Source organism: Leucobacter sp. L43 (assembly GCF_016597785.1).
Lineage (GTDB): Bacteria > Actinomycetota > Actinomycetes > Actinomycetales > Microbacteriaceae > Leucobacter > Leucobacter alluvii.
Window position 1 is genome coordinate 262,477 of sequence record NZ_JAENJG010000003.1, and the last position, 22,705, is coordinate 285,181.

The following is a 22,705-nucleotide window of genomic DNA, read 5'->3' on the forward strand; positions in this document are numbered from 1 at the left end:
GCCCCGATCCGAAGATCGAGGCCCGCTGTACTGCGCGACTGCGTCAGCCGATGCGCGGATTACTCCGCGGCGGTGGCCTGCAGACGACGCTGGGTGAAGACGATCGCGCCGCCGCCGAGGATCAGCATGCCGAGTGCTGCGAGCCCGAAGGGCAGCATCGAGAAGCCGGTACCGGTGTTGACGAGCTCTGCTCCGCCGGTGCCACCCTGTCCGCCCGGGGCAGCCGGGTTGGAGGGATCAGCCGGTGCGCCCGGGGTGCCCGGGTCAACAGGTGCGACCGGGGTGACAGGTGCAGCGGCCACGTTGAAGACGAGGCTCGTTGCGCTCGAGGTCGCTCCGTTGATCGCCTGCGTGGCCTCAACGGTGTAGGTACCGGCGGAGAGCTGCGCACCCAGGTCGATCGTCCAGGTGCCGTCACCGGCTACAGCTGCGAGCGCGGATGCCTGGCCCTCTGCGGGCTCTTCGACAACTTCGCCGTTGAGCTTCACGACGACCTCCGCGCCTTCAATGCCGGTTCCCGAGATCGAGGAGGGAGCATCGGCGGCCTCAAAGGTGGTGCCGGGCTCGATCGAGGTGATCGAGGGGGCCGCAGGAACGACGGAGACGGTGCCAGTGCCGGCAGCCGAGGTCTCGCCCTCGAACGTCTGCGTTGCGGAAACGGTGTAGTTGCCGTATTCGAGCTCTGTGGGAACCGACCACGTGCCGTCTTCCTTCACCGTGCCGGTGAGCGAGACGGGCTCGGCGCCGTCAGCCTCGGGGGTCACCGTGATCGCAAGCTCAGCGCCGGGAACGCCGGTACCGGTCAGCGTGACATCGGTTCCCTCAGAGGTGATGTTGTCGACCACTGGAGCTGCGAGGACGACCTCGAAGTTCAGCTCGACGCTGTCAGACTTGCTCTTGCCATTCTGGGCGACCAGCGTGTAGGAGTAGTTGCCCGGCTCGTTGGGAGCGGTAAACGAGACCTCAGTGCCCTCGACGGGGATGACGTCGCCCGACTGGCCCTGGCCAACCGAGAGCTCCTTGGCGTTGCTCGGGACGGTCACGACGATGTCGCTGCCACCGGCCACGCCGTTCGAGACGTCGGTCTTGACGACCGGCTCGTCGATGTCGAGTGCGACTTCGTAACCGCCGGTGTACTCAAGCGCATCCTGCAGGCGCGTCGACCAGAGCCATTCGCCGGTCTCCGGGCCGCCGCTGACGACGCCGACCGCATTCTCACCCTGCATCACTGCGCCGCCCGAATCGCCGGGAGCTGCTTCGGTGGAGCTGAGGAAGCCGTGCACCCAGCGACCGTCGATACGGACGTAGCCGTCAAGGATCTCGCCGGTTGCGGGCTGACCATTCTCGTCTTCAAGCGTCACGAGCGTGTTGCCTTCGGTGTAACCGGTCGTGCGGCCGGACTTCGCTACCGCTCCTGAAACAGGATCGGCGATTCCGCGGACGGAGACCGTGGACTGCGACAGGTCATCGCTGTCGGCGGAGGTCCAGTTGGTGACCTCAGGAACAGTCGTCAAGGCGGAGTTCGTAACGTCGATTACCGATACGTCCGTCGACGCAGGATCGTTCTCAGCGCCCTCGGGGCTGTTCTCGCCGCCGAAGCGGTAGAACCCGAAATCGCCAAGCGCGCCGGCCGTGCTCACGTCGCCACCGGTACCGCCGTTCGCGGGATCCGTGGAAGGCTTGCTGAGCATGGTCTCGCCCGCGGCGCCGTCCGCGGTGCAGTGACCCGCGCTGATCACAGCGGGATCGCCCTCGGGCGACCATGCGGGGAAGCCAACGGAGCAGGCAAAGCCTCCCTCGTTGGTCTCGTACAGGTATCCTGCGCCACCCACCACGTCGGTCTCTGCGAAGGCGACGGCCTCGTCGGCGAAGAGGATCTGGGAGACGCCGGAGACCTCACCGTTGCGGATCGCTTCAGCGTAATCCAGCACCTTGTCGGTCTTCGCTGCCTTGTCCGCGAGGATGACCAGGCCGTCGGCCGAGTTCTCGCCAGCTGCGACCGGAGTTTCGCCGGTGGCAGCCTTAAATGCGGCCGCTGACTCGATCACCTTTGTCTCGAGTTCCGTCTTCTCGGCGGGCACTTCTTGCGCCTGCTGGTCCGCGGGCTGCTTCACTTCGTTCGCGAACGCAGGCGATGCGAAGAAGAGGCTCCCGAAACCGATCGTGATTGCCGCGCCTAGCGCGACTGGACGACGTTTCGTCACGTGTGTTCCCCAATGTGTTCGAATGGTCAAAAGAGGCCACTGGAGCAGGTTTAACGTGGAAGTCGGTCGGATGCACGCGCGTTACCCCTGCGCGAGCACCCTGGTCCGACACCAGGGGCCGGAGTAAACGTAACCTGATAATTTGCACCATGCAAGGGGCGAGACCTCTGGGTGGTGTACCAATTCGTTATAAAACCCAGATGCCCGTCCGATTCGAGAATTTCGGATGGAGTGCGCATCTCGCGTCGTTACGATACCGCTATAGGTACGGAAGCAACGTGGTCGAAGCGGGGGAGAGCGATGAAGCGACGCATGTGGACGGCGGCCGGTGTCTTCGCGATGACCGGCGCGATCGCGCTTCTGGCGGGATGCGCAGCGCTGAACGGCGGCGGTGCAGGCACGGATTCGGGAGCGGGGGACGACGAGATGGTTGCGCAGTCAGATGTGGTGGGCACGTGGACCTCCGATGAGAAGGGCAAGCCGACGCTGACCTTCGACGACGCCGGGAAGGTCTCGGGCACGGACGGGTGCAACGGCATCAACTCCACCTACAAGGTCGAGGGCGATCGCGTGCTCATCGAGAGCTTCGCCTCGACGCTGAAGGCGTGTCTGGGGGTCGATGACTGGCTGCGAGCCGTGAGCGAGGTTCAGGTCTCGGGCGACGAGCTCCAGGTGTTCAACGACTCGGGGGCCGAGATCGGCACCCTGCAGCGAGAGAGCTAGCTCCGGTCGCGGAACGCGTCCCACGCTCGCTTGCAGGCATACGCGAGGAACTCGATGCGCTCGTGATCCTCCTCCACCCATGCCTCACCCGGCTCGGAGAGCTCCTCCAACGCACTCGGGCCGAGCACGTACGCGCGGGAGAACTCGGCCTGCACTGCGGCGAATGAAGCGTCGGCGGGTCCCGTCTCGGCGGAGACGCGGGCGAAGCGCTCGGCGGCGTCGAGAATCTCGTGACTGCCGCGGTACGGCCGGTTGAGGGTCACGGCTTCCGGCTCGGCGACCTCGAATTCCCGGCGGTGCGCCTCGGCGAGACGTCGCAGCTCGACGGGTGCCATCGTCACGGGATCGGCAGCACCGCATTGCTCGCCGGCCTCGTCGCCGTGGTTCGACAGCGCCACGACGGCGGGCATCTCGGCCTGCACCGCCGGATCGTCGTTGAGGGCGCCGTCTGCGCGCATGGGCGCGTGCATCGAATCGTGGAACGACAGACGCGTGAACGCGCCGCCCTGCGCGAGCACCTTCGTGATGAAGAGATCGGTGAGCTCTTCGCGCGTGGCCTCGTACACGTCGAGCCCCTGCGACGCGACGTGCGAGAGCGTCTCGACGAGCCGTGCGAGTTCGACGTCACTCCGAAGGGCGGAGAGAATGGGGAAGGACGAATAGGTGACGGGCCGCACCGCACCGACCCCCGTGAGGTCGGCGTCCCGACGAGGGCCCGCCGCGCGCACGCGATCGAAGGCTTCCCGCACGTCGGCGCGCAGATCGGACGGCTGCACTCGGTTCGGGTCGCGCACGAGCCGCGGATGCGGATTGATGACGGCGACGATGCGCGGGTCGATCTCGGCCCACCGCTTGACCACGGCCGCTGTCGCGATGTCCGAGAAGTCGTACTGCAGGCGACGGGTGAGGTCAGGTGAGAGGAAGCCGGCGAGCTCCTCCGGAATCGCGGCGCCGGCATGCGGAGCGGTCACGAGCACATCGGCGTCCGAGATCGCCTGCGCCAGATCCCGCATGTCGGGATCGGCGTAGTGGATGATGTCGGCCGGCGAGAACGCCGTGCCGGCAGGGATCAGATCGACATCATGCGCGTCCATGGCACCAGCGTAGTGGTCTCGCAGGCGGCAAGCCCCGGCGCTCGGCGCCGCGGCTTCAGGCTTTCCCGCGATTGCGGCGTCGAGTGTCCCGGGGCGGCTTGCCGCCGAGGAATGAGGCCGACGAATCGACGACGAACCCCTGTCGGAGCGCTTCGCGGCCGATGAGCATGCGGAAGCCCATTTCCTCGCGATCGGTCAGGGTCACCTCAGCCTTGATCCTGCGGCCGGCGAGCGTGATTGTCATGAGTACGACGGGGCGCAGCTGAGCATGCCCCGACGAGCTGCGCACGGTGCGGCGGTCGTGCACCGGCAGCTCCACCTCGACCGCGTCGTCATCCGTCACCTGCCAGGGCTGCACGAGGAAACGCACCCACGACGCGCCCGAACGTTCGAACTCGGTGATCTCGGTCGCGTGCATCGCCGATGTCTGGGCTCCGGTATCGATCTTCGCTTTGATCCACGGCACGCCGATTCCGATGAGCTTCACCCATTCACGCCACCCCGTGAGAGTGCTTGAATGGTCGGGTACGGTCACGCATCTATCTTGGCAGGAAATCACGATGAAACTCGCGATTCTTTCGCGCGCCCCGCAGGCGTACTCCACCCAGCGCCTGCAGTCCGCGGCTCTCGAGCGCGGGCACACCGTGCGCGTGCTCAACACCCTGCGTTTTGCGATCGACCTCGCGGGCGAGGCGCCCGACCTCCTCTACCGCGGCAAGCAGCTCAGCGACTACGACGCCATACTGCCGCGCATCGGCAGCTCGATCAGTTACTTCGGCACGGCCGTCGTGCGGCAGTTCGAGCAGATGGACGTGTACACGCCGAACACCTCGAACGGCATTGCGAATGCGCGGGACAAGCTGCGGGCGAATCAGATTCTGTCCCGCCACAACATCGAGATGCCGGCCACGGCGTTCGTGCGCAATCGTGCGGACGTGCGGCCCGCGATCGAGAGCGTCGGCGGCGCGCCGGTCGTGATCAAACTGCTCGAGGGCACGCAGGGGATCGGCGTGATTCTCGCCCCGCAGGTGAAGGTTGCCGAAGCCATCATCGAAACGCTGCACTCGACCAGGCAGAACGTGCTCATCCAGCGTTTCGTGTCGGAGAGTCGCGGTCGCGACGTGCGCGCTCTCGTGATCGGCGATCGCGTGGTCGCTGCGATGCGGCGCACCGCGGGTGGAGACGAGTTCCGGTCGAACGTGCACCGCGGCGGCACCGTCGAGCCTGTCGAGCTCGACGCGGTGTACGAGCAGACGGCCGTGCGCGCGGCGCAGATCATGGGTCTGCGCGTTGCCGGGGTCGACATGCTCGAGGGCGACGAGGGGCCGCTCGTCATGGAGGTCAACTCCTCGCCGGGCCTGCAGGGGATCGAGAGCGCGACCGGTCTCGACATCGCCGGTGCGATCATCGACTTCATCGCCAACCAGGTGAACTTCCCCGAGATCGATCTGCGGCAGCGCCTCAGCGTTTCGACCGCGTACGGGGTCGCCGAGTTGACCATGCACGGCTCGGAATATGTCGGGAAGACGCTCGGCGAACTCGGCCTCTGGGATCGCGACGTCACGGTGCTGACGCTGCACCGGGGCGTGCAGGTGATCCCGAATCCTCGCAAGAGCCTCGTGCTCGAAGCCGAAGACCGACTGCTCTGCTTCGGGAAGCTCGAGGAGATGCGATCGATGCTCCCCGAGCGTCGGCGTCGCCGGACGCGCGTGCGCAAGCTGTCGAAGGCCGCGCGCGAACTCGCCGACGGGTAGCCGGCGAGCAGCGGCACCGGCTACCGCTGCGCTGGTACGGCGGTCAGCTGGAACTCGACCGCGCCGCTGTCTTCCACCGACACGAATCCGAGATTCGGTGCTTCGACGCCGAAGTCCGAGAAGGTGATGGGGATCGAGCCCGCGATCTCGGCGGTCTCTCCGTCGCTGCGCACCTCGATCTCAGCGGTGACGGTCTGCGTCTCGCCGGCGATGGTCAGCTCACCCGTCGCCTCCGTCTGCACGACATCGCCCAGGGCCGGAGCGCCGTCGAGCGTCACCGGCTCGCTCAGCACGAACGTCGCCTCTGGAAACTCGTCGGTCCGCAGCGCCTCGCTGCGGAAGTACTGGTCGCGGTTGCTGTTGTCGGTCGCGATGGTGGCGACGTCGACGGTGAGGTCGGCTGCCTCGAGCGTGAGCCCGGTGTCGCCGATGGTGAATGAGCCCGTCACGTCATCGGTGCGCCCGGTCACCGTGACGTCGGTGCCGTTGAGCACCTCGTCCACGCGGTATCCGGCCTCCGAGTCTTCTGCGACGTTCCAGTCGCCGACGAGGAACCGGGGGTCGAGCTCCGCGACCGCATCATCCGTGTTCCCGGAGCCGCCGTCGGCCTCATCCGACGCCAGAGATGGAGCATCGGCGGCGGGGGCTGCGATCAGGTCTCGATAGATCGTCGGTCCGGCGATGACCGCGACCGCGGCCAGCACGATGACTCCCGCGCCGACGCCGATGAGGATTTTCTGGGACTTCTTCACAGTGTCTCCTGTGGCCTGGAGCGGGTGGGGGCTGCCCGTGCGCTGCGTTCGATGGACCTCAACCATGGCAGCGCGTCCCAGGAGCACCCCCGGGGAACCCGGTGAAGAAGCTGGGAACCCCCGGTTTCTCTCCCGCCTGCGCCTGCGCTCAGCGCAGGCGCAGGGCTCCGGGCAGGATCTCCACGGTGAACGCCGTGACCTCGCCCACTTCGTCTCCGTCGACCTCGAAGGCGAGTGGCAGCGGCAACGCGACCGAGACGGATCTGGCCGTGAGATGCTCGATCGCGTCGGCGCTCTCCGCCGTCTCAGATCGCGTGAGCATCCGCTTCAGGCCGTTGTGCCAGACGAGGTTGTGCATCGTCTCGAGCCACGCGGCCACGCCATCGGCGCGCAGCACGAGCAGATCGAGGTCGCCGTCGTCGGGGCGCGCATCCGGAAGGAGTGTGATGCCGCCCTGAATCGATCCGCAATTGGCGATGAGCAGCGTGTGCGCGGCGACCGTCTCGGCCGGCGCATCATCGAGCTGGAGCGAGAACTCCACGACCTCCGCGCCCGACGCCGCTCGGCCGAGCGACTCCACGTAGGCCAGCCAGCCGGCCGTCGCCTTGAGCTCGTCGTCCGTCTCGACGATCATCTGCGCGTCGATGCCGAATCCCACCATCACGACGAAGCCGTGTCGTTCCTCGACACCGGCGGCGTTCGTGAACGTCACGCGTCCGAGGTCGAGGGGAGACGCATGCTGTGTGAGCACCCGCGCGAACGCTGCGCGCGGATTCGCGAGCGGGATGCCCAGGTTGCGGGCGAGCAGGTTGCCGGTACCGAGAGGGACGACGCCCAGCTGTGCGCTCGATGATCCCGAATCGCCCAGTGCCTCCGCCACCGCTCGGATCGTGCCGTCTCCGCCGGCGGCGATCACGACATCGCACCCCTGCTCGAGAGCCGATGCGGTCGCACCGAGTCCGGCGTCTTCCGGATCGGTCTCGAACCACAGGGCCTCGGGTGCTGGTCCGCTCACGCGGGAGACCGCCGCTTCCCAGGCGGCACGGATCTCGTGCTCCGCGACCTTCGATGGGTTCCACACGATGCCGATGCGTTCAGCAGACATACTGCACTCCCTCATTCCCCATTGGGCGGTGCGATCAGAGCGCCGCGAGCAGCGACTTCCAATGAGCGCGCCATACTTCGATGCGCTCACCGTCCGCGAGGCCGTCCTGGCTGATCGCGAGGGTCACCTTCTCGCCCTTCGGAGACGCGGACACCTCAACCCTGCCAGCGCCCTCGAGGCCGAACCGCCAGAAACTGCGCTTCTCGGTGCGCGACGCCCGCGCATCGATCACCGCGTGCCCGAGATGTTCGACGCGTGCGCCGTGCGCCGTGCGCCACGCCTCGATCGCCGCATCCCGATCGAACGGCAGGGTGCGACTCGCGCTCACGCGGAACGTTCCCGAGGACGACTGCCCCGGCACGCGCAGGCCGGCGTGCTGCTCGTACGCGATGGCGATGGCCTGCGCCCACCAGTCGGGATTGCGCAGTTCGTCGGTCAGCGCTGCGCGAGCGATCTTCGCGATCGCAGGGTGCTGCAGCGTGGGGGCACCTTGCGCTTCGAACAGGGTCACCCAGGCGCTCCACTCGCGCCCGGTCGCCCGCTCGATGCCGGGAATGCTCTCGGCGCGGGTGCGGTTCGACCCCGTCGCCGATGCCCCGGACTCGTTCGGAGCGACGTCTGAGGATCCGGCTGCATCGCTCATGGAAGACCCCTTTCGCCGTTGCGATCAGTGTAGTGGCGCGGCGCATGCTTGAATAAGGGGTATGCAGGGAGTGGGGGGCGGGCGCGAACACCGGCGCTATGTGGAGCACGTCTCGTCGCAGCACCGCCCGGCCGGAATCGCCGATTCGCAGTGGCCCGCCGACGTCGAGGGGCTGTCGGTCGAACCGCAGGAGTACCGGGTCGACCTCGAGCGCATCCGCTTCTCGTCGTACTTCGCCCGCCTCTCCGATGTGACGCAGGTCGTGCCCCAGACGGGGGTCGGCCCCGTGATGCACAACCGGCTCACGCATTCGCTCAAGGTGAGCGCGGTGGCGCGGGTGATCGCGGCGCAGCTCGCGGGCCGCGCCGCGCAGCACACCGAGTTCATGCGCGGCAACCGCGGGGAGGACGACGCGATCGGGGCGATCATCACGCGCCTCGGCGGCTGCGACACGATCGTCGCGCAGTCCGCGGCTCACGCCCACGACCTCGGGCACCCGCCGTTCGGGCACCTCGGCGAACGCGTGCTCGATCGTGTCGCCCGGGAGCGCCTCGGCCTGGCCGAGGGGTTCGAGGGGAATGCCCAGAGCTTCCGCATCCTCACGCAGCTCGACACCCTCGGGCGCGACTTCCCCGGGCTCAACCTCACCGCGGCGACGCGAGCGGCGACCCTGAAGTACCCCTGGACGCGCGGGGCATGGGTCGGGGTCTCCACGAGCACGCGACCGGCGCCGGATCGACCCCGCGGCGTCGGGGTCGATGTCGCGGGTGGTGCCGAGAAATTCTCGGTGTACGCGCTCGACGTCGCGGAGATGGAGACCGCTCTCGCTCCGTTCGGGCGCATCGCCGACGGTGTGCAGACGGTCGAGTGCGCCGTGATGGATCTCGCCGACGACATCGCCTACGCCGTGCACGACCTCGACGACTTCACCCGGGCGGGCGTGCTGCAGCAATCGTCGGTCGCAGGCGAATTCCGCGCCTGGCTCGATCACGCGGGGGCGCTCGCGACCGAAGCGGATGACGCTGTGGCGGCGGAGTGGCGCACGCCGGGGCGCTCGCTGGAACTGCTGTGGCGCAGGCTGCACGCGAAAGACAGCTGGATCGCGGATCGCGACGCATTCCGCGCCGCGGTGCGCCGAGTGAGCGAAGAGGTGGGGCAGACCCTCCTCGCCGCCCCCTACGACGGCGGCATCGACAGCGAGCGATCCGTCTCCGACTTCACCCGACGCTGGATCGACCACCTGCGGACCTCGATCGTCGTCGAGGAGTCTCCCCATGTGCGGAGCGGCCACGTGCGGCTCAACACGCAGGCCTGGCACGAGGTGATGGTGCTCAAATTCGTCCACGCGCATTTCGTGCTCGAGCGGCCGGAACTGGCGCAGCCGCAGCGCGGGCGGGCGAAGGTGGTCGAGCAGCTCGCCATCGGGTTCGACGCCTGGCTCGCGGACCCCGATGACGCCGGTCGTGCGCCCCGCCGCCTCCTCGAATGGGCCGACGAGGCCACCGAGGCGGGGTTCGCCGTGCGCCGCGACCGACCCGAGCTGCTGATGGGCGACACGAGCGACGCCGGCATGCGGCGACAGGGGCGCAGTCGCGCGATCCTCGACTATGTCGCCTCGCTCAGCGACCAGCAAGCCGTGACCACCTATCGTGCGTTGACCGGAGGAGTCACCAGTGAGTGAGCCGTTGCGGGATCGGGACCGACTCGTCGAGGAACTGATCGAAGTCGGCCGCGACGCCGTCGGGCGGGGGCTGGTGCTCGCGAGTGCCGGCAACCTCTCAGCGCGCATCTCGGATCGGGAATTCGTCGTCACCGCGTCGGGCACCTGGCTCGATCGCTTGACCCCCGCAGACTTCGCGGTGCTCTCGCTCGATGCCTCCGAGTCGGGGGACGCAGCGCTTGGCGGGCCGCGCCCGTCGAGCGAGTGGAAGTTGCATCACCGGGCGTACCTGGCGCGGCCCGACGCAGAGTGCGTGCTGCACCTGCACCCGCGAACGGCTGTGGTGCTGGCCAGCGTCGGCACTCCCATCCGGCGGCTCACCCTCGATCACGCCTACTACCTCGGCGAGATCGCCGTCGTCCCGTTCTACCACAACGGCACCGACGAACTCGCCGACACGGCAGCCGAGGCCCTGCGCGATCACAACTGCGTCGTGATGCAGCATCACGGATGCTCGGTCGTCGCTGACACCGTGCAGATGGCGTACCGCAGGGCGCTCAACCTCGAGGACGCCGCGCAGGCGACCGCCCTGGCCGTGCAGCTCGGCGACACCATCACCGCGTTCCCCGAGGACGGGGCGACGCACGCCTGACCGGGAGCCGGGCTCGGCGGGGCCGGCGGCTACGGGGCGACCGGGAACTCCTGCCGGGGGTCCCACGGCTCCGCCCACCCGAGCTCGTCGAAGAGGCTCGCGAGGGTCATCCCGGTGAACCCCCACACGAGGTGCCCACCGAGGTGCGGGCCGAGGGCGAACGCTGCGCCCCGATACGTGGAAGCGCCGTGCTGCAGCACCGATGTGCCGCGTGCGGCCGGGTCGAGCATCTCGGCGACGGGAGCTCGGAACACCTCCACCGACTCCGCATGGTCGGCGGCGACGGCGCTCGCACGGCGCCACCACCCCACGACCGGAGTGACGAGATTGTTGCTCACCGGGATGTGCACGGGCTGGAGCGATCCCAGCACTTCTACTCCCGATGGATCGATCCCCGTCTCCTCCGCGGCCTCCCGAAGGGCGGTTTCTGAGGCATCGCGGTCCTGAGCCTCAGCGCCTCCGCCCGGAAACGCGATCTGGCCCGCGTGATGCCGCATGCTGTCGGCGCGGCGGGTCAGCAGCACGTCGAGCTCCGGCGGCACCGTGCGGGCGCCGCGCTCGGCGGGGCGACGGTCGAGGGCACCGAACAGGATCAGCACCGCCGACCGTCGGAGCGGCCGCTCGGTGCGTGGGGCCTGCGGTTCGTACGAGACGGCGACGCGGCGGCTGAGGAGCGCACGGAGCTCGCCTTCGGCGTCGGCAACGGTTCGCGGCATACCCGTCACCCTACAACCGCCCGCTCGGCTCGCGGACGGTCAGGCGTCGGCGAGCAGGTCGTAGATGCTGTCCGGTACGCGCTGGGAGCGCGCCCAGGGCTCACGGTCGCGTCGGGCGACGCGCTTCACCTGGTCGGACTCCTCAGCCCGCACCTGCGTGAGCACAGCGATCACCGCAGCGCGCTCCGTCTCGTCGACCTTACCGGTGACGAAGCGGATGTCGTCGCCGCGGAGCACGTCGTCGAGCGCCGCATCCCGTTTCGCCGCATCGCGCTCGGAGGCATCAGGGGGCAGGATCGGCCGGTCGATGTCGGTCTCGACGTCGGTGGGCGGTGCAGCGTGCTTGGCCACGTGGTGCTCGCTCTCGGTGCTCGTGCTCGGAGACGGCCCGCTCACAGCGGGATGTTGCCGTGCTTCTTCGCCGGCTGCTCGGTGCGCTTGCCGCGAAGCCCGCGCAGGGCCTTGATCACGGCGAGGCGGCTTCCGGCGGGCTCGAGCACGTTGTCGAGCTCGCCGCGTTCTGCGGCGAGGAAGGGCGACGTCACATCGGCGGTGTACTTCGCGGTGAGCTCGGCGCGCAACGCCTCGACGTCGTCGCCGCGTTCGGCGGCCGCTGCGAGTTCCTTGCGGTAGAGGATGTTCACCGCTCCCGCGCCGCCCATCACGGCGATCTCGGCGGTGGGCCAGGCGATGTTGAAGTCGGCCCCCATCTGCTTCGACCCCATCACGATGTACGCGCCGCCGTACGCTTTGCGCGTGATGATGGTGACGAGCGGCACCGTCGCCTCGGCGTAGGCGTAGAGCAGCTTGGCGCCGCGACGGATGACGCCCTGGAACTCCTGGTCGGTGCCGGGCAGGTAGCCGGGCACGTCGACGAGCGTGAGGATCGGAATGGAGAATGCGTCGCAGAAGCGCACGAAGCGCGCCGCCTTCTCGCTCGCATCGATGTTGAGCGTGCCCGCCATCTGGTTCGGCTGGTTCGCGACGATGCCGACGGTTCGGCCCTCCACGCGACCGAAGCCGATGAGCATGTTCGGGGCGAACAGCGGCTGGACTTCGAGGAAGTCGCCGCCGTCGAGAATCGCGCTGATGACCGTCTGCATGTCGTAGGGCTGGTTCGCGCTGTCGGGGATCAGCGTGTTGAGCCGACGGTCTGCGTCGGTGATCTCGAGCGCGGTGTCGGTGTCGTAGATCGGCGCTTCGGCCAGGTTGTTGTCGGGGAGGTAGCTGATGAGCGCACGGGCGTAGTCGAGCGCGTCGTGCTCATCGCTCGCGAGATAGTGGGAGACGCCGCTCGTCTTGTTGTGCGTGAGCGCGCCGCCGAGCTCTTCGAAGCCGACCTCCTCGCCGGTGACGGTCTTGATGACGTCGGGGCCGGTGACGAACATGTGGCTCGTCTTGTCGACCATGATGACGAAGTCGGTGAGCGCGGGGGAGTACACGGCGCCTCCGGCCGACGGGCCCATCACGATGGAGATCTGCGGGATCACTCCCGAGCACATGGTGTTGAGCCGGAAGATGCTCGCGTACTTGGAGAGCGCGACGACGCCCTCCTGGATGCGCGCGCCACCGGAATCGAGAATGCCGAGCACGGGAGCGCCGGTCTTCAGCGCGAACTCCATGGCTTTCACGATCTTCTCTCCGGCGACCTCGCCGAGCGATCCGCCGAAGGTGGTGAAGTCCTGCGAGTACACGACGACCTGGCGGCCGTGGATCGTTCCCGCGCCGGTGACGACGGAGTCGCCGAACGGGTGGGACTGCTCCATGCCGAAGCCCTGCGAGCGGTGCTTGACGAACTTGTCGAACTCGACGAACGAGCCGGCATCGAGGAGGGCCGCGATGCGCTCGCGCGCGGTCATCTTTCCACGCGCATGCTGCTTCGCCGCGGCGGCTGCATCGCGGTCACCCACGGCTTCCTGGTACTTGCGGCGATGATCCGCGATGCGGTCGGCGGTCGTCGCGGGTGCGATGTTCTCTGCAGTCACGCCTGCCAGCCTAGCGCGGAGCACCACCCCTGACCCTCCGAACCTCTCCAACGGAATCGAAACTCCTTGGTGCGATACCTACGAATCAGTCGAAGATATCGCCGAGCAGCCCGCCGAGCAGTACGCCGCCGATCACCGGTCCGAGCATGCCGCCACCGCCGCCGCCCGCGCCGCCGCGACCGCGACCTCCGCCGCCCCACTGGCCGCCTCCGCCTCCGCCGCCCCAACCCCAGTCGTCGTCGTCGGGTCGTGACGAGTCGATGTCGCGCTGGGCCAGCCGCAGCGACTCGTCGGCGAGATCGGAGGCGCGGCGTGCGAGCTGCAGCACCTGCTCGCGGGTGTCTTCGGAGACCGGCAGTGCAGCGATCTCGCTGCGGTGGCGACGCGCCTCCGCGAGCCGTGTGCGGGCGTCGGCGCCGATCCAGCCGCGGTGTCCCTCGATCAGGCTGGCGGCGATGCCGATGGCGTGGTCCGCTGCCGAGACCCCGTGCTGCACCTGCGCGGCCGACGGCACTGGCGTCGCCGCGCGCGCACGAGCGGCGTCGAGCGCGGAGTTGGCCGATGAGACGAGGGCGAGGTCGGCGAAGGGGTCGCGCTGGCGGCCCGTGCTCACCTCCGCGAGCGCCTGCTCGAGCCGCTCGATCGCAGCGTCCACCGTCTCATTGCGGGGTTCGGTGCGGGCCGAGGCGATGTCGCCCCGCGAGTCGTCGATGACGTCGGCGAGCGTGTTCTGCGCGCGCAGCGCCTCGATCTCGAAGCTGTCGACGCCGTCGAGAATGGAGGCCGCCCGGCGCACGGTCTCGGTCGCGGTCTCGAGCGCGAGGTTCGCGTCGGCGAGTGCGCCGGCCGTGCGGCGACGATCCGAGAGATCGGCGGAGTGCTCGGCGAAGTCGAGCAGCTGCTCCACGTCCTCCGAGTGCAGACGCACGCGCTGCAGCGCTGACGGGCTGTAGCGCTCGGCCAATCGGGCGGCAGCGCGCTGCGCGTCCGGCACCCGCGCGCGCAGGGCCGCGGCGTCGGCGCGCACGCGCTCCACCATCTCCGGCGCGCGGCGGGCGCGCTCCACTCTCGCCTGCAGCGCCGTCGTGCGCTCGTCGAGCACCGACTCGGCCCATTCGCACAGCTGCAGAATGCGCGCGTTGCGGGTGCGCACCTCGTCGGGCGTATCGGGGATGTGATCGTGGTTGAGCTGATGCAGCTGGAACGCCTCGCTCAGGTGCTCGCGCACGGAGTCGAGGCCGGCCCGCAACTCGGCGGTGGCGTCTTCGCCGAGCTCCGCGGTGGCGAATGCCAGTTCGTCGCTCGTCGCGCGGATCCGCTCGTCGGCGGCGACGATCGCACTGCGGGCGCGCTGCGATTGCTGCGCGTCGGAGGCGTGCTGTCGTTCCTGCGACTCGCGGTCTCGGCGTCCCCAAAATGCCACGGTGTGTCCTGTCTGCTTCGTGCGATGGCTTACTGCGGTTCGATGGAAGAGCGGAGCGAACCCGCCTCGGTCCGCTCCGCTCGGTTCTCCGTGGTTACTGCTCGAGCGCCTGCGGCGTGCGGCCGGCCTTCAGTGCGGCGAGCCGCGCTTCGACCTCGGTGACGGCTTCGAAGTTCTCGAGTTCGTTGAACTGCGAATCGAGCGTCGACGCCGCGATCTCCTGCTTGCCGCGTGCGAGCGCCTCCTGACGGCGGATCTTGTCCTCGAACCGGCCGAGATCGCTCGTGGGGTCGAGCACGTCGATCGACTTCACGGCGTCGGCGACGCGGTTCTGCGCCTCTGCGGTCTTGGCGCGTGCGACGAGTTCAGAGCGCTTGGTCTGCAGCTGCTGCAGCTTCACTCGCATCCCGTTGAGGCCGTCCTTCAGCTTCGCAGTGACCTCGCGCTGCGCGGCGATGGTGGGTTCCGCGGCACGAGCCTCGTTCTCCTCGGTGATCTGGCGCTGGAGCGCGACCTTCGCGAGGTTGTCGAACTTGTCGGCGTCGACGGAGTTCCCGGCGGAGCGCAGCTCGTCGGCCTTCGAACTCGCCGCGATCGCCTTGCGCTCCCACTCGCGAGCGGTGCGCACGTCCTCGTCGTAATCCTGCTCGAGCAGTCGGAGGTTGCCGATGGTCTCCGCGATGGCCGTCTCGGCGTCTGAGATGTTGGTCGAGAAATCGCGGATCAGCTGGTCGATCATCTTCTCGGGGTCTTCGGCCGAGTCGAGCATCGAATTGACGTTTGCGCGGACAAGTGTGGTGATGCGCCCGAGGATGGACTGCTTCGACATGTGAGTTCCTTTCGGCGGAGCGGTTTGGATTGAGTGTAGGGATCAGTACTGGGGAAGCGCCGAGTTAGAAGCGGCCCCCGCCGCTGCGACCCGACCGGCCGCCGCGGGAGCGGCGCGAGGATCCGCCCGAGCGCCGAGACGATCCGCTCGAGCGTCGCGAGGTTCCGCCCGAGCGGCGGGAGGAACCGCTGCCCCAGGAGCTGCCGGAGCCGCTGCCCCAGAAGCCTCCGCCCGAGCCGCCGTAGCTGGAGCCCCCGCCGCTGCCGAGAATCCCTCCGAGGACGGCGGCGAGGTCGCCCGATGCTGACCGGCTTCTGCCTCCGTACCCGAAGCCGGAGACGTCGGATTGAGCGGCGGAGAGCGACTGGTGGGCCAGCTGGCTCGCGCGTTGCGCATCTGACAGCGCAGTGGCGGGGTCGGCGCCGCGCGCGGCCCCGGCACGGGAGAGCGCTGCCCGTGCTTCGGAGGCCCGGGTGCGTGCGATCGAGCCGACCGCTCCGCGACGCGCCTCGATGAATGCCTCGGCCTGGCGCACGTCGCCATCGGCCTGGATGAGCTGCGCGTCGAGGAGTTGTCGAGCGCGCGCCGCCTGCTGGGCGGACTGCACGACGCCGTCGATGTGCGCGTTCGCGGCCTCGAGGGCGGCGACGGCGCGCGACGGTCGGCGCCCGCCGCCCGAGAGATCGTCCCGTGCTTCGGCGATGCGCCCCTGCGTCGCAGCGATCGTCGCCGCGACGGCGCCATCCGCATCCGGGACGGACTGGGCCCCAGCGATGTCGGCCTCCAACTCGCTGATCAATTCGGCGCATCGCGCTTCGACGCCCGCGAGTTCCGGGCCGCGCGCCGCGATGGACTGGTGGATCGTCTCCGCCTGCGCGATCGCTGCCTCTGCCTCGCGGATCGACACGGCGGCAGCGCCGGATTCCGGTGGCGTGGCGCTGAGCGAGGAGGCCGCGGCGTTCTCCCGCTCCGCGGCGAAGGCGAGCAGTGCCTCCGCCTGCTGGGGGGCGCCTTCGAGGGCGGCGAGCTCTTCCGGGGCGAACGTCGCCGTGAGGCTGGCGACCTCGGCAGCGGTCTGCGCCGCCTGCGCGGCCGCCTGTTCCCGGCGTGCCGCCGCAGCGGCGAGCGCAGCCGGAGCGTTCTGCTCGATCGCGCGCAGCCGCTCGAACGATTCAGCCTGCGCGTCGAGCTCGTCGTCGACGGAGGCGCAGAGCTCGATGACCCGTTCCAGCCATTCCCGCCGCTGAGCGTCGGTGTCCGGAGTGGCGTCGTCGAGTTGCTGACGCAGCGCGAAGGCTTCGAGCAGGCGGGCTCGCACCGACTCGATCGATTCGGCATAGGCCGCGACCGCGGCATCTCCGAACTGAGCGCGGGCGAACTCGAGCTCTTGCGCACTGCTCTTCACGGCATCGTCGGCGGCGACCAGCGCGGAGCCCGAGACGCGCTCGAGCTCCGCGAGCTCCTGCTCGGCTGCCTCCTCGGTGCGGCGCTTGCGCACGACGCGCGTGATGCCGTAGGCGGCTCCACCGAGACCCAGCACTCCGGCGCCGATCCCGACGGCGACCGCGGTGTTGCGGCCGGGAGCCGCCTGCTCCGCTTCAAGCTGGTCGGCGGCGGCGGCGATCGTGCCCGCCCAGTCCTCGTCGCGGAGCTCGGGAAGCAGCTGCTGCTCGATGCTGTCGAGCGCGTCGTTGCTCAGCGCCCCGTTCTCCGGCGAGGAGATGTAGTACTGGCGGCCCTCGGTCGCGACCGCGAGCAGATACTGCGTATCTCCGAGACCGTTGCGCTGCGCGGTCTCGTCGGCCCACGCGATCCTGTCAGCCGGATCGGTGAACTCGTCGACGAACACCACGAAGAGGTCGAGCCCCGTCTCGTCGAAGGCGGCGGCGAGACGAGCGTTCGCGGTCTGCTCCTCAGCGGGGTCGAGCACGTCGACGGCGTCGGTCACGTACTCGGTGCCGAGGGAGCCGGGAGCGACAGCAGCAGCGCTCGACGCGCCGAGCGCGAGCAGTCCGGCGCCCATCAGCGCGCTCGCCCACCAGCGCCCGATGCGCGGCCGGTGAGGATGCGGACGGGGGGACAAGCCTGAGTGCTCCACAATCGGAGTGTATTCGTGCCTCGGCATCCGGGTCCAATTGTTTTCCAAGCGCTAACGTAAAGCTCATGGAGCTCCTTCGCACGCGTGCGGCACTGCCCGACGTCAGATGGGCAGAGACCTCGCCCTCCACGAACGCCGAGCTCCGTGCTCTCGTGGTGACTGAGACGGGTCGAGACGCTGACGGCATTCCGCACGGCACGTTGGTGGCCACGAGTGATCAGACCGCTGGCCGGGGTCGTCTCGACCGCGGGTGGGTGACTCCGCCGAACACCTCGATCGCGGCCTCGTTGCTGGTGCGCGGATTCGGAGCGAGCGGACTGAGGGTGAGCTGGCTTCCCCTGCTCGCCGGCTCCGCCATCGTCACCGCGCTGCAGCCGTGCTTCACGGCAGCTGCCGAGGCCGCAGGCGGCGAGGCGAAGCGCGTCGGGGTGAAGTGGCCGAACGACGTGCACGTGCGCGATGAGGAGGACGCGATCGCCGGGAGGCCGGGCAAGAAGCTCTGCGGGATCCTGTGCGAACTGCTGCCGGGCGACACGACCGGCGGGCACACCGTCATCGTCGGCACTGGCATCAATCTGCTGATCCCCGAGTGGGAGCTGCCCACCGACCGCGCGACCTCGCTGCTCGCAGCGGGCGCCGACACGGGCGGCGCTGAGAGTCTCGCCGACGCCGCGGGCCGGGATCTCGCAGACCGCGTGCTCTCCGAGTACGCCGGAGAACTGCTCCGGCTCGTGCGCCTCGCCGCCGACGACCCGGGGGCCGCACGGGCGCGGATCGCCCGCCACTCGCTCACGATCGGCACCGAGGTGCGGGTGCACCTGCCCGGTGACCGGATCGTGGACGGGCGCGCCCGGGCGCTCGCCGCCGACGGGTCACTCGTCGTCGATCTGCCCACCGGTGGCGAACTCACCGTGTCTGCTGGCGACGTCGAGCACCTCAGGTGACGGCGTCGCGCCGCGTCACGCCGCCCGGTAGAGCTCCTCGCCGAGCACCGTGGTGCTGCGAACGCGCGAGGAGAGCAGCGCCTCGGGTGCCGCTTCGAGCGGGTTCACGTCGAGCACGATGAAATTGGCGCCGAGGCCCGGTCGGATTCGGCCCGTCGTCGCATCCATCTCGCCGGCGAACGCACCGCCTGCGGTGATCGCCGTCAGCGCGTCCGCTGGGCTGAAGGTGCGCTCCGGGTGGTACGGGGCCCGTTCGGGATCGAGCGCTGAAGCGCCGGTGAGCGCGATGTAGAGGTTGGGAATCGCCTCGTGCGGCGCCGTCGGCGCATCGGTGCCGAGGGTGATCGCAACGTTCGCCGCGCGGAACTTGTGCCAGGGGAACCCGAGTTCCTGGCGTTCGTCGCCGAGCTGCGCCTTCCAATTGTCGAGTACGGCGGGATCGCAGTGCACCGGCTGCATCGACGCGATGACGCCGAGCTCGCCCATGCGGATGATGGTGTCGTCCGCGACGCTCTCGAGGTGCTCGATCCGGTGGCGACGAGCGCGGGGCCCGTTCATGCGCACGCAGTGCTCGACCACATCGAGGGCGATCTGACTGGTGCGATCGCCGATCGCGTGCATGGCGATCTGCAGGCCGGCTCGATCGGCGGCCTCGGCGACGGGGAGGATGCGCTCAGCTGTCCAGATCGGCTCCGCGTTGCTGCCGTTCGCGTAGGGCGCGAGCATCGTGGCCGTGCACGCGTCGATGACGCCGTCCATGATGAACTTCACTCCAGCTACCCGCAGCCAGTCGGCCGCACTGCTCGCGGCGATCTCATCCCGGAGCGTCGCGATGCGCGCTGCGCCTGCCACGTCGCGCGCCGCGTCACCCGTCGGCTCGAGGATCCAGTGGGCGGTGATGGGGAAGGGGAGACGGCCGTCCCGGTCGATGATGGCGCGCAGCCCGTCGACCTCCGCCGCATTCAGCGACATCTCGGTCGCTCCGGTCACGCCGGCCTCGAGATAGGTCGCGAACGCGCGATCGAGCGCGGCGACGACATCGGCTTCAGTCGTCTGGGAGAGCAGGAATGCCGAGGCGTATTGCGTACCGGCGGTCTCCAGCAGCAAGCCCGTCGCATCGCCCGCGGCGTCTCGCACGATCTCGCCGCCGACGGGATTCGCGGTGTCGCGCGTGATGCCCATCTCTCGGAGCGCCGCACTGTTCACCCAGACCGAGTGGAAGTCGTTGGCGTCGAGATACACGGGCACATCGGGCAGCACCCGATCGAGCATCTCGGCGGTCGGCATGCCGTCGCCGATCGCGTCGAACAGCCAGCCGCTGCCGAGCACTCTCGCCCCGGCCGGGTCGGCGGCTCGCGCAGCGACCAGGCGTTCGTGCATCTCGGCGAGCGAGGCGCAGTCGCGTAGCTGCACGCGGGCGAGCGACTCGCCGAACCCGACGAGGTGGGTGTGGGAATCGATGACGCCGGGAGCGACGAATCGCCCCTCGAGGTCCACCTCGACGACCTCCCGCGATCCGGCGCCGCCAGCGACCCCTCCGACGGCCGTGCGCACATCGTCGATCGACCCGACGGCGATGAACCGTCCGTGCTCGACGGCGAAGGCCTGGGCGATCGGGGTGGGCTGCTCGGGGGTGGGATCGGCGGTGAAGACGACGGCGTTGCGGTACAGGGTGGTCGTCACGGTGGCCTCCGGAGGTCAGGTGGTGAATGGGGGGATCTGGGGCGCCGCGCTCGTGCGGCGCCCCCTGCACGGGCTAGCGCTCTGAGCGCGCCTCTGCCGCGTCGAGCGGGTACTCCGCCGAGAGGGCGTCGATCGCTTCGGTCGACGGGATCTCCTCAGAGAAGTTCAGCTTCGGCACGGGCTTGCGGAAGAAGCCGGTCTTCAGCGCCAGAATGACGACGCCGATGAGCATCCAGATGCCGCCGACGATCCAGGTGAGGCCCTCGAGCGAGGTCCACAGCCAGATGGTGAGCCCGAATCCGACGAGCGGGATCACGCCGTACCGGAACCAGCCCCACGCCGAGACGGGCTCGGTGCGGCCGCCCTTCGGGAAGAGGTAGGTGCGGATGACGGAGAGGTTGACCATGGCGAATGCGGCGAGCGCGCCGAAGCTGATCATGAACGCCGCCTGGTCGAGGCTGACGAAGAGGCTCGCGAGGGCGACGATCGAGACGGTGGTCGCGGCGACGATCGGGGTGCCGAAGCGCTTCGAGAGGATGCCGAGCGGTTTCGGGAGGATGCCGTCGCGGCCCATCGAGTAGAGGATGCGCGACACGGCGACCTGGCCGGCGAGGCCGGAGCCGAAGCAGCCGGCGACGGTGATGATCACGAAGATGGCTGCGAGCACTTCGCCGCCCACGTGGCTGAAGAGCACGGCACCGGCCGCGTCGAGCAGCTCGGTCGACGCGGTGCTCCAATCGTCGAGGTAGTACGCGCGTGCGCCGACGTACGAGACGACGATGAAGATCAGGCCGCCGATGATGGTCGTGAGCATGATGGCGCGGGGGATGTCGCGGCGCGGGTTCTTCGCTTCTTCGGACAGGGTCGACACGGCGTCGAAGCCGAGGAACGAGAGCGCGAGGATGGCGGCGCCCGTGAAGATCGGGCTGTAGCCGACGGAGCCGGGGATGAAGGGTTCGAGCAGTGACGGCGCGTTCGGGTCGTTGATCGCTGCCTTGATGGCGAGGATCGCGAAGACGATGACGGCGGCGAGCGAGACGACGACGATCACCGTGTTGATCTTGCCGACCAGCGAGATGCCGAGCACGTTGAAGACGAACACGGCGATCAGCGCGGCGAGCGTGAACACCCACGTCGGGACGCTCGGGAACTGGGTGCTGGCGTAGAGCCCGAGAATCAGGAAGTTGATCATCGGGATGAAGAGGTAGTCGAGCATGAGCACCCAGCCCGTGAGGAAGCCGGTCGTGCCCCCGAAGGACTGCTGCGAATACGTGTAGGCGGATCCGGCGACGGGGTAGCGGCGCACCATCGCCGCGTAGCTCGCCGCGGTGAACAGCATGACGACGAGGGCGACGATGTAGGAATCGACGAGGTGGCCCTCGGTGAGCTGGTTCACGATGCCGTAGGTCGTGAAGACGGTGCCGACCGCCATGTACGAAAGCCCGAACAGTGTGAGGGTGATGGGGCCAAGAGTGCGCTTGAGATGCGCCCCGGTTGCTTCGCTCACTGAATCTCCTGTGATGTGGCGGCTGGTGCCGGTGCCGTGCGCCGATTCCGTCTGCGGAACGACCACCAAAATGAACAAGGTTCTTTTTGACGTGACTAGACTAGACGGAGATCGTCGGGAGCGCGAGTCGAGTGCATCGGTTCGCGCCGCGAAGCGTCAGCGAAGGAGTGATGCGCGTGACTGAGTCAGTGCGGCGACGCGTGGGGCGCCCGAGCGAGCAGGTGCTCTCGCGGGTCAGGATCGTGGAGACCGCGCTCGATCTGCTCGACGAGCACGGCGAGGGCTTCGGCATGCGCGACCTGGCGCGCGAGCTCGGGGTGCGACCCTCAGCGCTCTACAACCACGTGGAGAACAAAGAAGACGTCTTCCGCGGCATCCGCGAGGTGATCGCGGGCCGGGTGTCGCAGCGCGAACTGGAGCACGAGCCCTGGGACGTGGCCCTCGCCGCTTGGGCGAGATCGTATCGAGACGCGTTCGCCGCGCACCCTCCGACGATCGCACTGCTCGCCGTCATGCCGTTCGACCCCGGCTCGCACGTATTCGCCTCGTACGATCGCATCGTCGCGCTGCTGACCTCGGAGGGGTGGAGCCGGGCGGCTGCCCTCAACATCCTCGTCGCCTTCGAGTCCTTCATCCTCGGCTCCGCGCTCGATGCGGCTGCCGCACCCGACATGATGCACGCGCGCGACCGCGACGACGTTCCGAACTTCACTGCGGCGTACGAGGAGCGCGATCGGCAGGGCTCGGACACGGGCACCGGGCCCGCGGATCAGGCCTTCGCCGCCGGTCTCGAGCTGCTGCTGCGCGGCCTCCGATCCGAGCAGCGCGAACGGGAGGCCCAGCTGGCTCCGCGCTGAACAGCGCGGAGCCACTGCGCGAGCGCGAGCGCACGCATAGACGCACAGCGGCCCCCACCCGTGCGGGCGGGGGCCG

General features: G+C 68.9%; 20 protein-coding genes. 6 read left to right on the forward strand and 14 right to left on the reverse strand.

What is annotated here, in order from left to right:
• Nucleotides 1-59: 59 nt before the first annotated feature.
• Entirely contained in the window at nucleotides 60-2,204 is a 2,145-nt protein-coding gene (locus JE033_RS13265; RefSeq protein WP_200332246.1) for a hypothetical protein, read from the reverse strand.
• Between the two features lie 300 nt (nucleotides 2,205-2,504).
• Here JE033_RS13265 and JE033_RS13270 point away from each other — a divergent pair, with 300 nt between their 5' ends.
• The gene (locus JE033_RS13270; protein ID WP_200332248.1) at nucleotides 2,505-2,927 is read left to right on the forward strand and encodes an META domain-containing protein; all 423 of its coding nucleotides are present in this window, start codon (nucleotides 2,505-2,507) and stop codon (nucleotides 2,925-2,927) included.
• Here the strand turns inward: JE033_RS13270 and JE033_RS13275 are convergent.
• The gene (locus tag JE033_RS13275) at nucleotides 2,924-4,021 is read right to left on the reverse strand and encodes an N-formylglutamate amidohydrolase (protein ID WP_200332250.1); all 1,098 of its coding nucleotides are present in this window, start codon (nucleotides 4,019-4,021) and stop codon (nucleotides 2,924-2,926) included. The genes JE033_RS13270 and JE033_RS13275 overlap by 4 nt on opposite strands.
• A gap of 55 nt (nucleotides 4,022-4,076) precedes the next feature.
• On the reverse strand, nucleotides 4,077-4,556 hold the full coding sequence (locus JE033_RS13280) for a RimK/LysX family protein (RefSeq protein WP_090152239.1): 480 nt from the start codon (nucleotides 4,554-4,556) through the stop codon (nucleotides 4,077-4,079).
• Between the two features lie 25 nt (nucleotides 4,557-4,581).
• Here JE033_RS13280 and JE033_RS13285 point away from each other — a divergent pair, with 25 nt between their 5' ends.
• Nucleotides 4,582-5,775: a RimK family alpha-L-glutamate ligase gene (locus JE033_RS13285; protein WP_090152235.1), complete on the forward strand. Its 1,194-nt coding sequence runs from the start codon at nucleotides 4,582-4,584 to the stop codon at nucleotides 5,773-5,775.
• Between the two features lie 20 nt (nucleotides 5,776-5,795).
• Here JE033_RS13285 and JE033_RS13290 read toward each other — a convergent pair whose 3' ends face one another.
• The 3 genes from JE033_RS13290 to JE033_RS13300 all read right to left on the reverse strand — a co-directional run bounded on the left by JE033_RS13290 (nucleotide 5,796) and on the right by JE033_RS13300 (nucleotide 8,275).
• Nucleotides 5,796-6,527 carry a YceI family protein gene (locus JE033_RS13290; RefSeq protein ID WP_200332252.1) on the reverse strand — a complete coding sequence of 244 codons (732 nt, stop codon included), beginning with the start codon at nucleotides 6,525-6,527 and terminating at the stop codon, nucleotides 5,796-5,798.
• 148 nt (nucleotides 6,528-6,675) lie between these two features.
• On the reverse strand, nucleotides 6,676-7,632 hold the full coding sequence (locus tag JE033_RS13295) for a diacylglycerol kinase family protein (protein WP_200332254.1): 957 nt from the start codon (nucleotides 7,630-7,632) through the stop codon (nucleotides 6,676-6,678).
• A gap of 34 nt (nucleotides 7,633-7,666) precedes the next feature.
• A complete protein-coding gene (locus tag JE033_RS13300) occupies nucleotides 7,667-8,275 on the reverse strand; it encodes a hypothetical protein (protein ID WP_234037523.1) in 609 nt (202 codons plus the stop codon).
• A gap of 61 nt (nucleotides 8,276-8,336) precedes the next feature.
• Between JE033_RS13300 and JE033_RS13305 the strand changes: the two genes are divergently transcribed.
• On the forward strand, nucleotides 8,337-9,956 hold the full coding sequence (locus JE033_RS13305) for a deoxyguanosinetriphosphate triphosphohydrolase family protein (RefSeq protein WP_200332256.1): 1,620 nt from the start codon (nucleotides 8,337-8,339) through the stop codon (nucleotides 9,954-9,956).
• Nucleotides 9,949-10,587: a class II aldolase/adducin family protein gene (locus JE033_RS13310; RefSeq protein WP_200332258.1), complete on the forward strand. Its 639-nt coding sequence runs from the start codon at nucleotides 9,949-9,951 to the stop codon at nucleotides 10,585-10,587. The genes JE033_RS13305 and JE033_RS13310 overlap by 8 nt, the downstream gene beginning before the upstream one ends.
• A gap of 29 nt (nucleotides 10,588-10,616) precedes the next feature.
• On the opposite strand, the gene JE033_RS13315 is transcribed toward JE033_RS13310, so the two are convergent.
• The 6 genes from JE033_RS13315 to JE033_RS13340 all read right to left on the reverse strand — a co-directional run bounded on the left by JE033_RS13315 (nucleotide 10,617) and on the right by JE033_RS13340 (nucleotide 17,638).
• Nucleotides 10,617-11,303: a CoA pyrophosphatase gene (locus JE033_RS13315; RefSeq protein ID WP_200332260.1), complete on the reverse strand. Its 687-nt coding sequence runs from the start codon at nucleotides 11,301-11,303 to the stop codon at nucleotides 10,617-10,619.
• 39 nt (nucleotides 11,304-11,342) lie between these two features.
• On the reverse strand, nucleotides 11,343-11,699 hold the full coding sequence (locus tag JE033_RS13320) for an acyl-CoA carboxylase epsilon subunit (RefSeq protein ID WP_370567971.1): 357 nt from the start codon (nucleotides 11,697-11,699) through the stop codon (nucleotides 11,343-11,345).
• Nucleotides 11,696-13,288 carry an acyl-CoA carboxylase subunit beta gene (locus JE033_RS13325; RefSeq protein WP_090152492.1) on the reverse strand — a complete coding sequence of 531 codons (1,593 nt, stop codon included), beginning with the start codon at nucleotides 13,286-13,288 and terminating at the stop codon, nucleotides 11,696-11,698. Before JE033_RS13325 ends, JE033_RS13320 begins: the two co-directional genes overlap by 4 nt.
• Before the next feature lie 85 nt (nucleotides 13,289-13,373).
• On the reverse strand, nucleotides 13,374-14,711 hold the full coding sequence (locus JE033_RS13330) for a hypothetical protein (RefSeq protein ID WP_200332262.1): 1,338 nt from the start codon (nucleotides 14,709-14,711) through the stop codon (nucleotides 13,374-13,376).
• 94 nt (nucleotides 14,712-14,805) lie between these two features.
• Nucleotides 14,806-15,540 carry a PspA/IM30 family protein gene (locus JE033_RS13335; protein ID WP_090152208.1) on the reverse strand — a complete coding sequence of 245 codons (735 nt, stop codon included), beginning with the start codon at nucleotides 15,538-15,540 and terminating at the stop codon, nucleotides 14,806-14,808.
• Between the two features lie 64 nt (nucleotides 15,541-15,604).
• Nucleotides 15,605-17,638 carry a TPM domain-containing protein gene (locus tag JE033_RS13340; RefSeq protein ID WP_200332263.1) on the reverse strand — a complete coding sequence of 678 codons (2,034 nt, stop codon included), beginning with the start codon at nucleotides 17,636-17,638 and terminating at the stop codon, nucleotides 15,605-15,607.
• 65 nt (nucleotides 17,639-17,703) lie between these two features.
• Here JE033_RS13340 and JE033_RS13345 point away from each other — a divergent pair, with 65 nt between their 5' ends.
• Entirely contained in the window at nucleotides 17,704-18,582 is an 879-nt protein-coding gene (locus JE033_RS13345; protein ID WP_200332264.1) for a biotin--[acetyl-CoA-carboxylase] ligase, read from the forward strand.
• A 15-nt stretch (nucleotides 18,583-18,597) separates the two neighbouring features.
• On the opposite strand, the gene JE033_RS13350 is transcribed toward JE033_RS13345, so the two are convergent.
• On the reverse strand, nucleotides 18,598-20,265 hold the full coding sequence (locus JE033_RS13350) for an amidohydrolase (protein ID WP_200332265.1): 1,668 nt from the start codon (nucleotides 20,263-20,265) through the stop codon (nucleotides 18,598-18,600).
• A gap of 73 nt (nucleotides 20,266-20,338) precedes the next feature.
• Complete coding sequence (locus tag JE033_RS13355) at nucleotides 20,339-21,772, reverse strand: APC family permease (RefSeq protein ID WP_200332266.1); 1,434 nt, start codon at nucleotides 21,770-21,772, stop codon at nucleotides 20,339-20,341.
• A gap of 176 nt (nucleotides 21,773-21,948) precedes the next feature.
• On the opposite strand from JE033_RS13355, the gene JE033_RS13360 reads away from it, so the two are divergent.
• The gene (locus JE033_RS13360; protein ID WP_370567972.1) at nucleotides 21,949-22,629 is read left to right on the forward strand and encodes a TetR/AcrR family transcriptional regulator; all 681 of its coding nucleotides are present in this window, start codon (nucleotides 21,949-21,951) and stop codon (nucleotides 22,627-22,629) included.
• The last annotated feature ends 76 nt before the right edge of the window (nucleotides 22,630-22,705 follow it).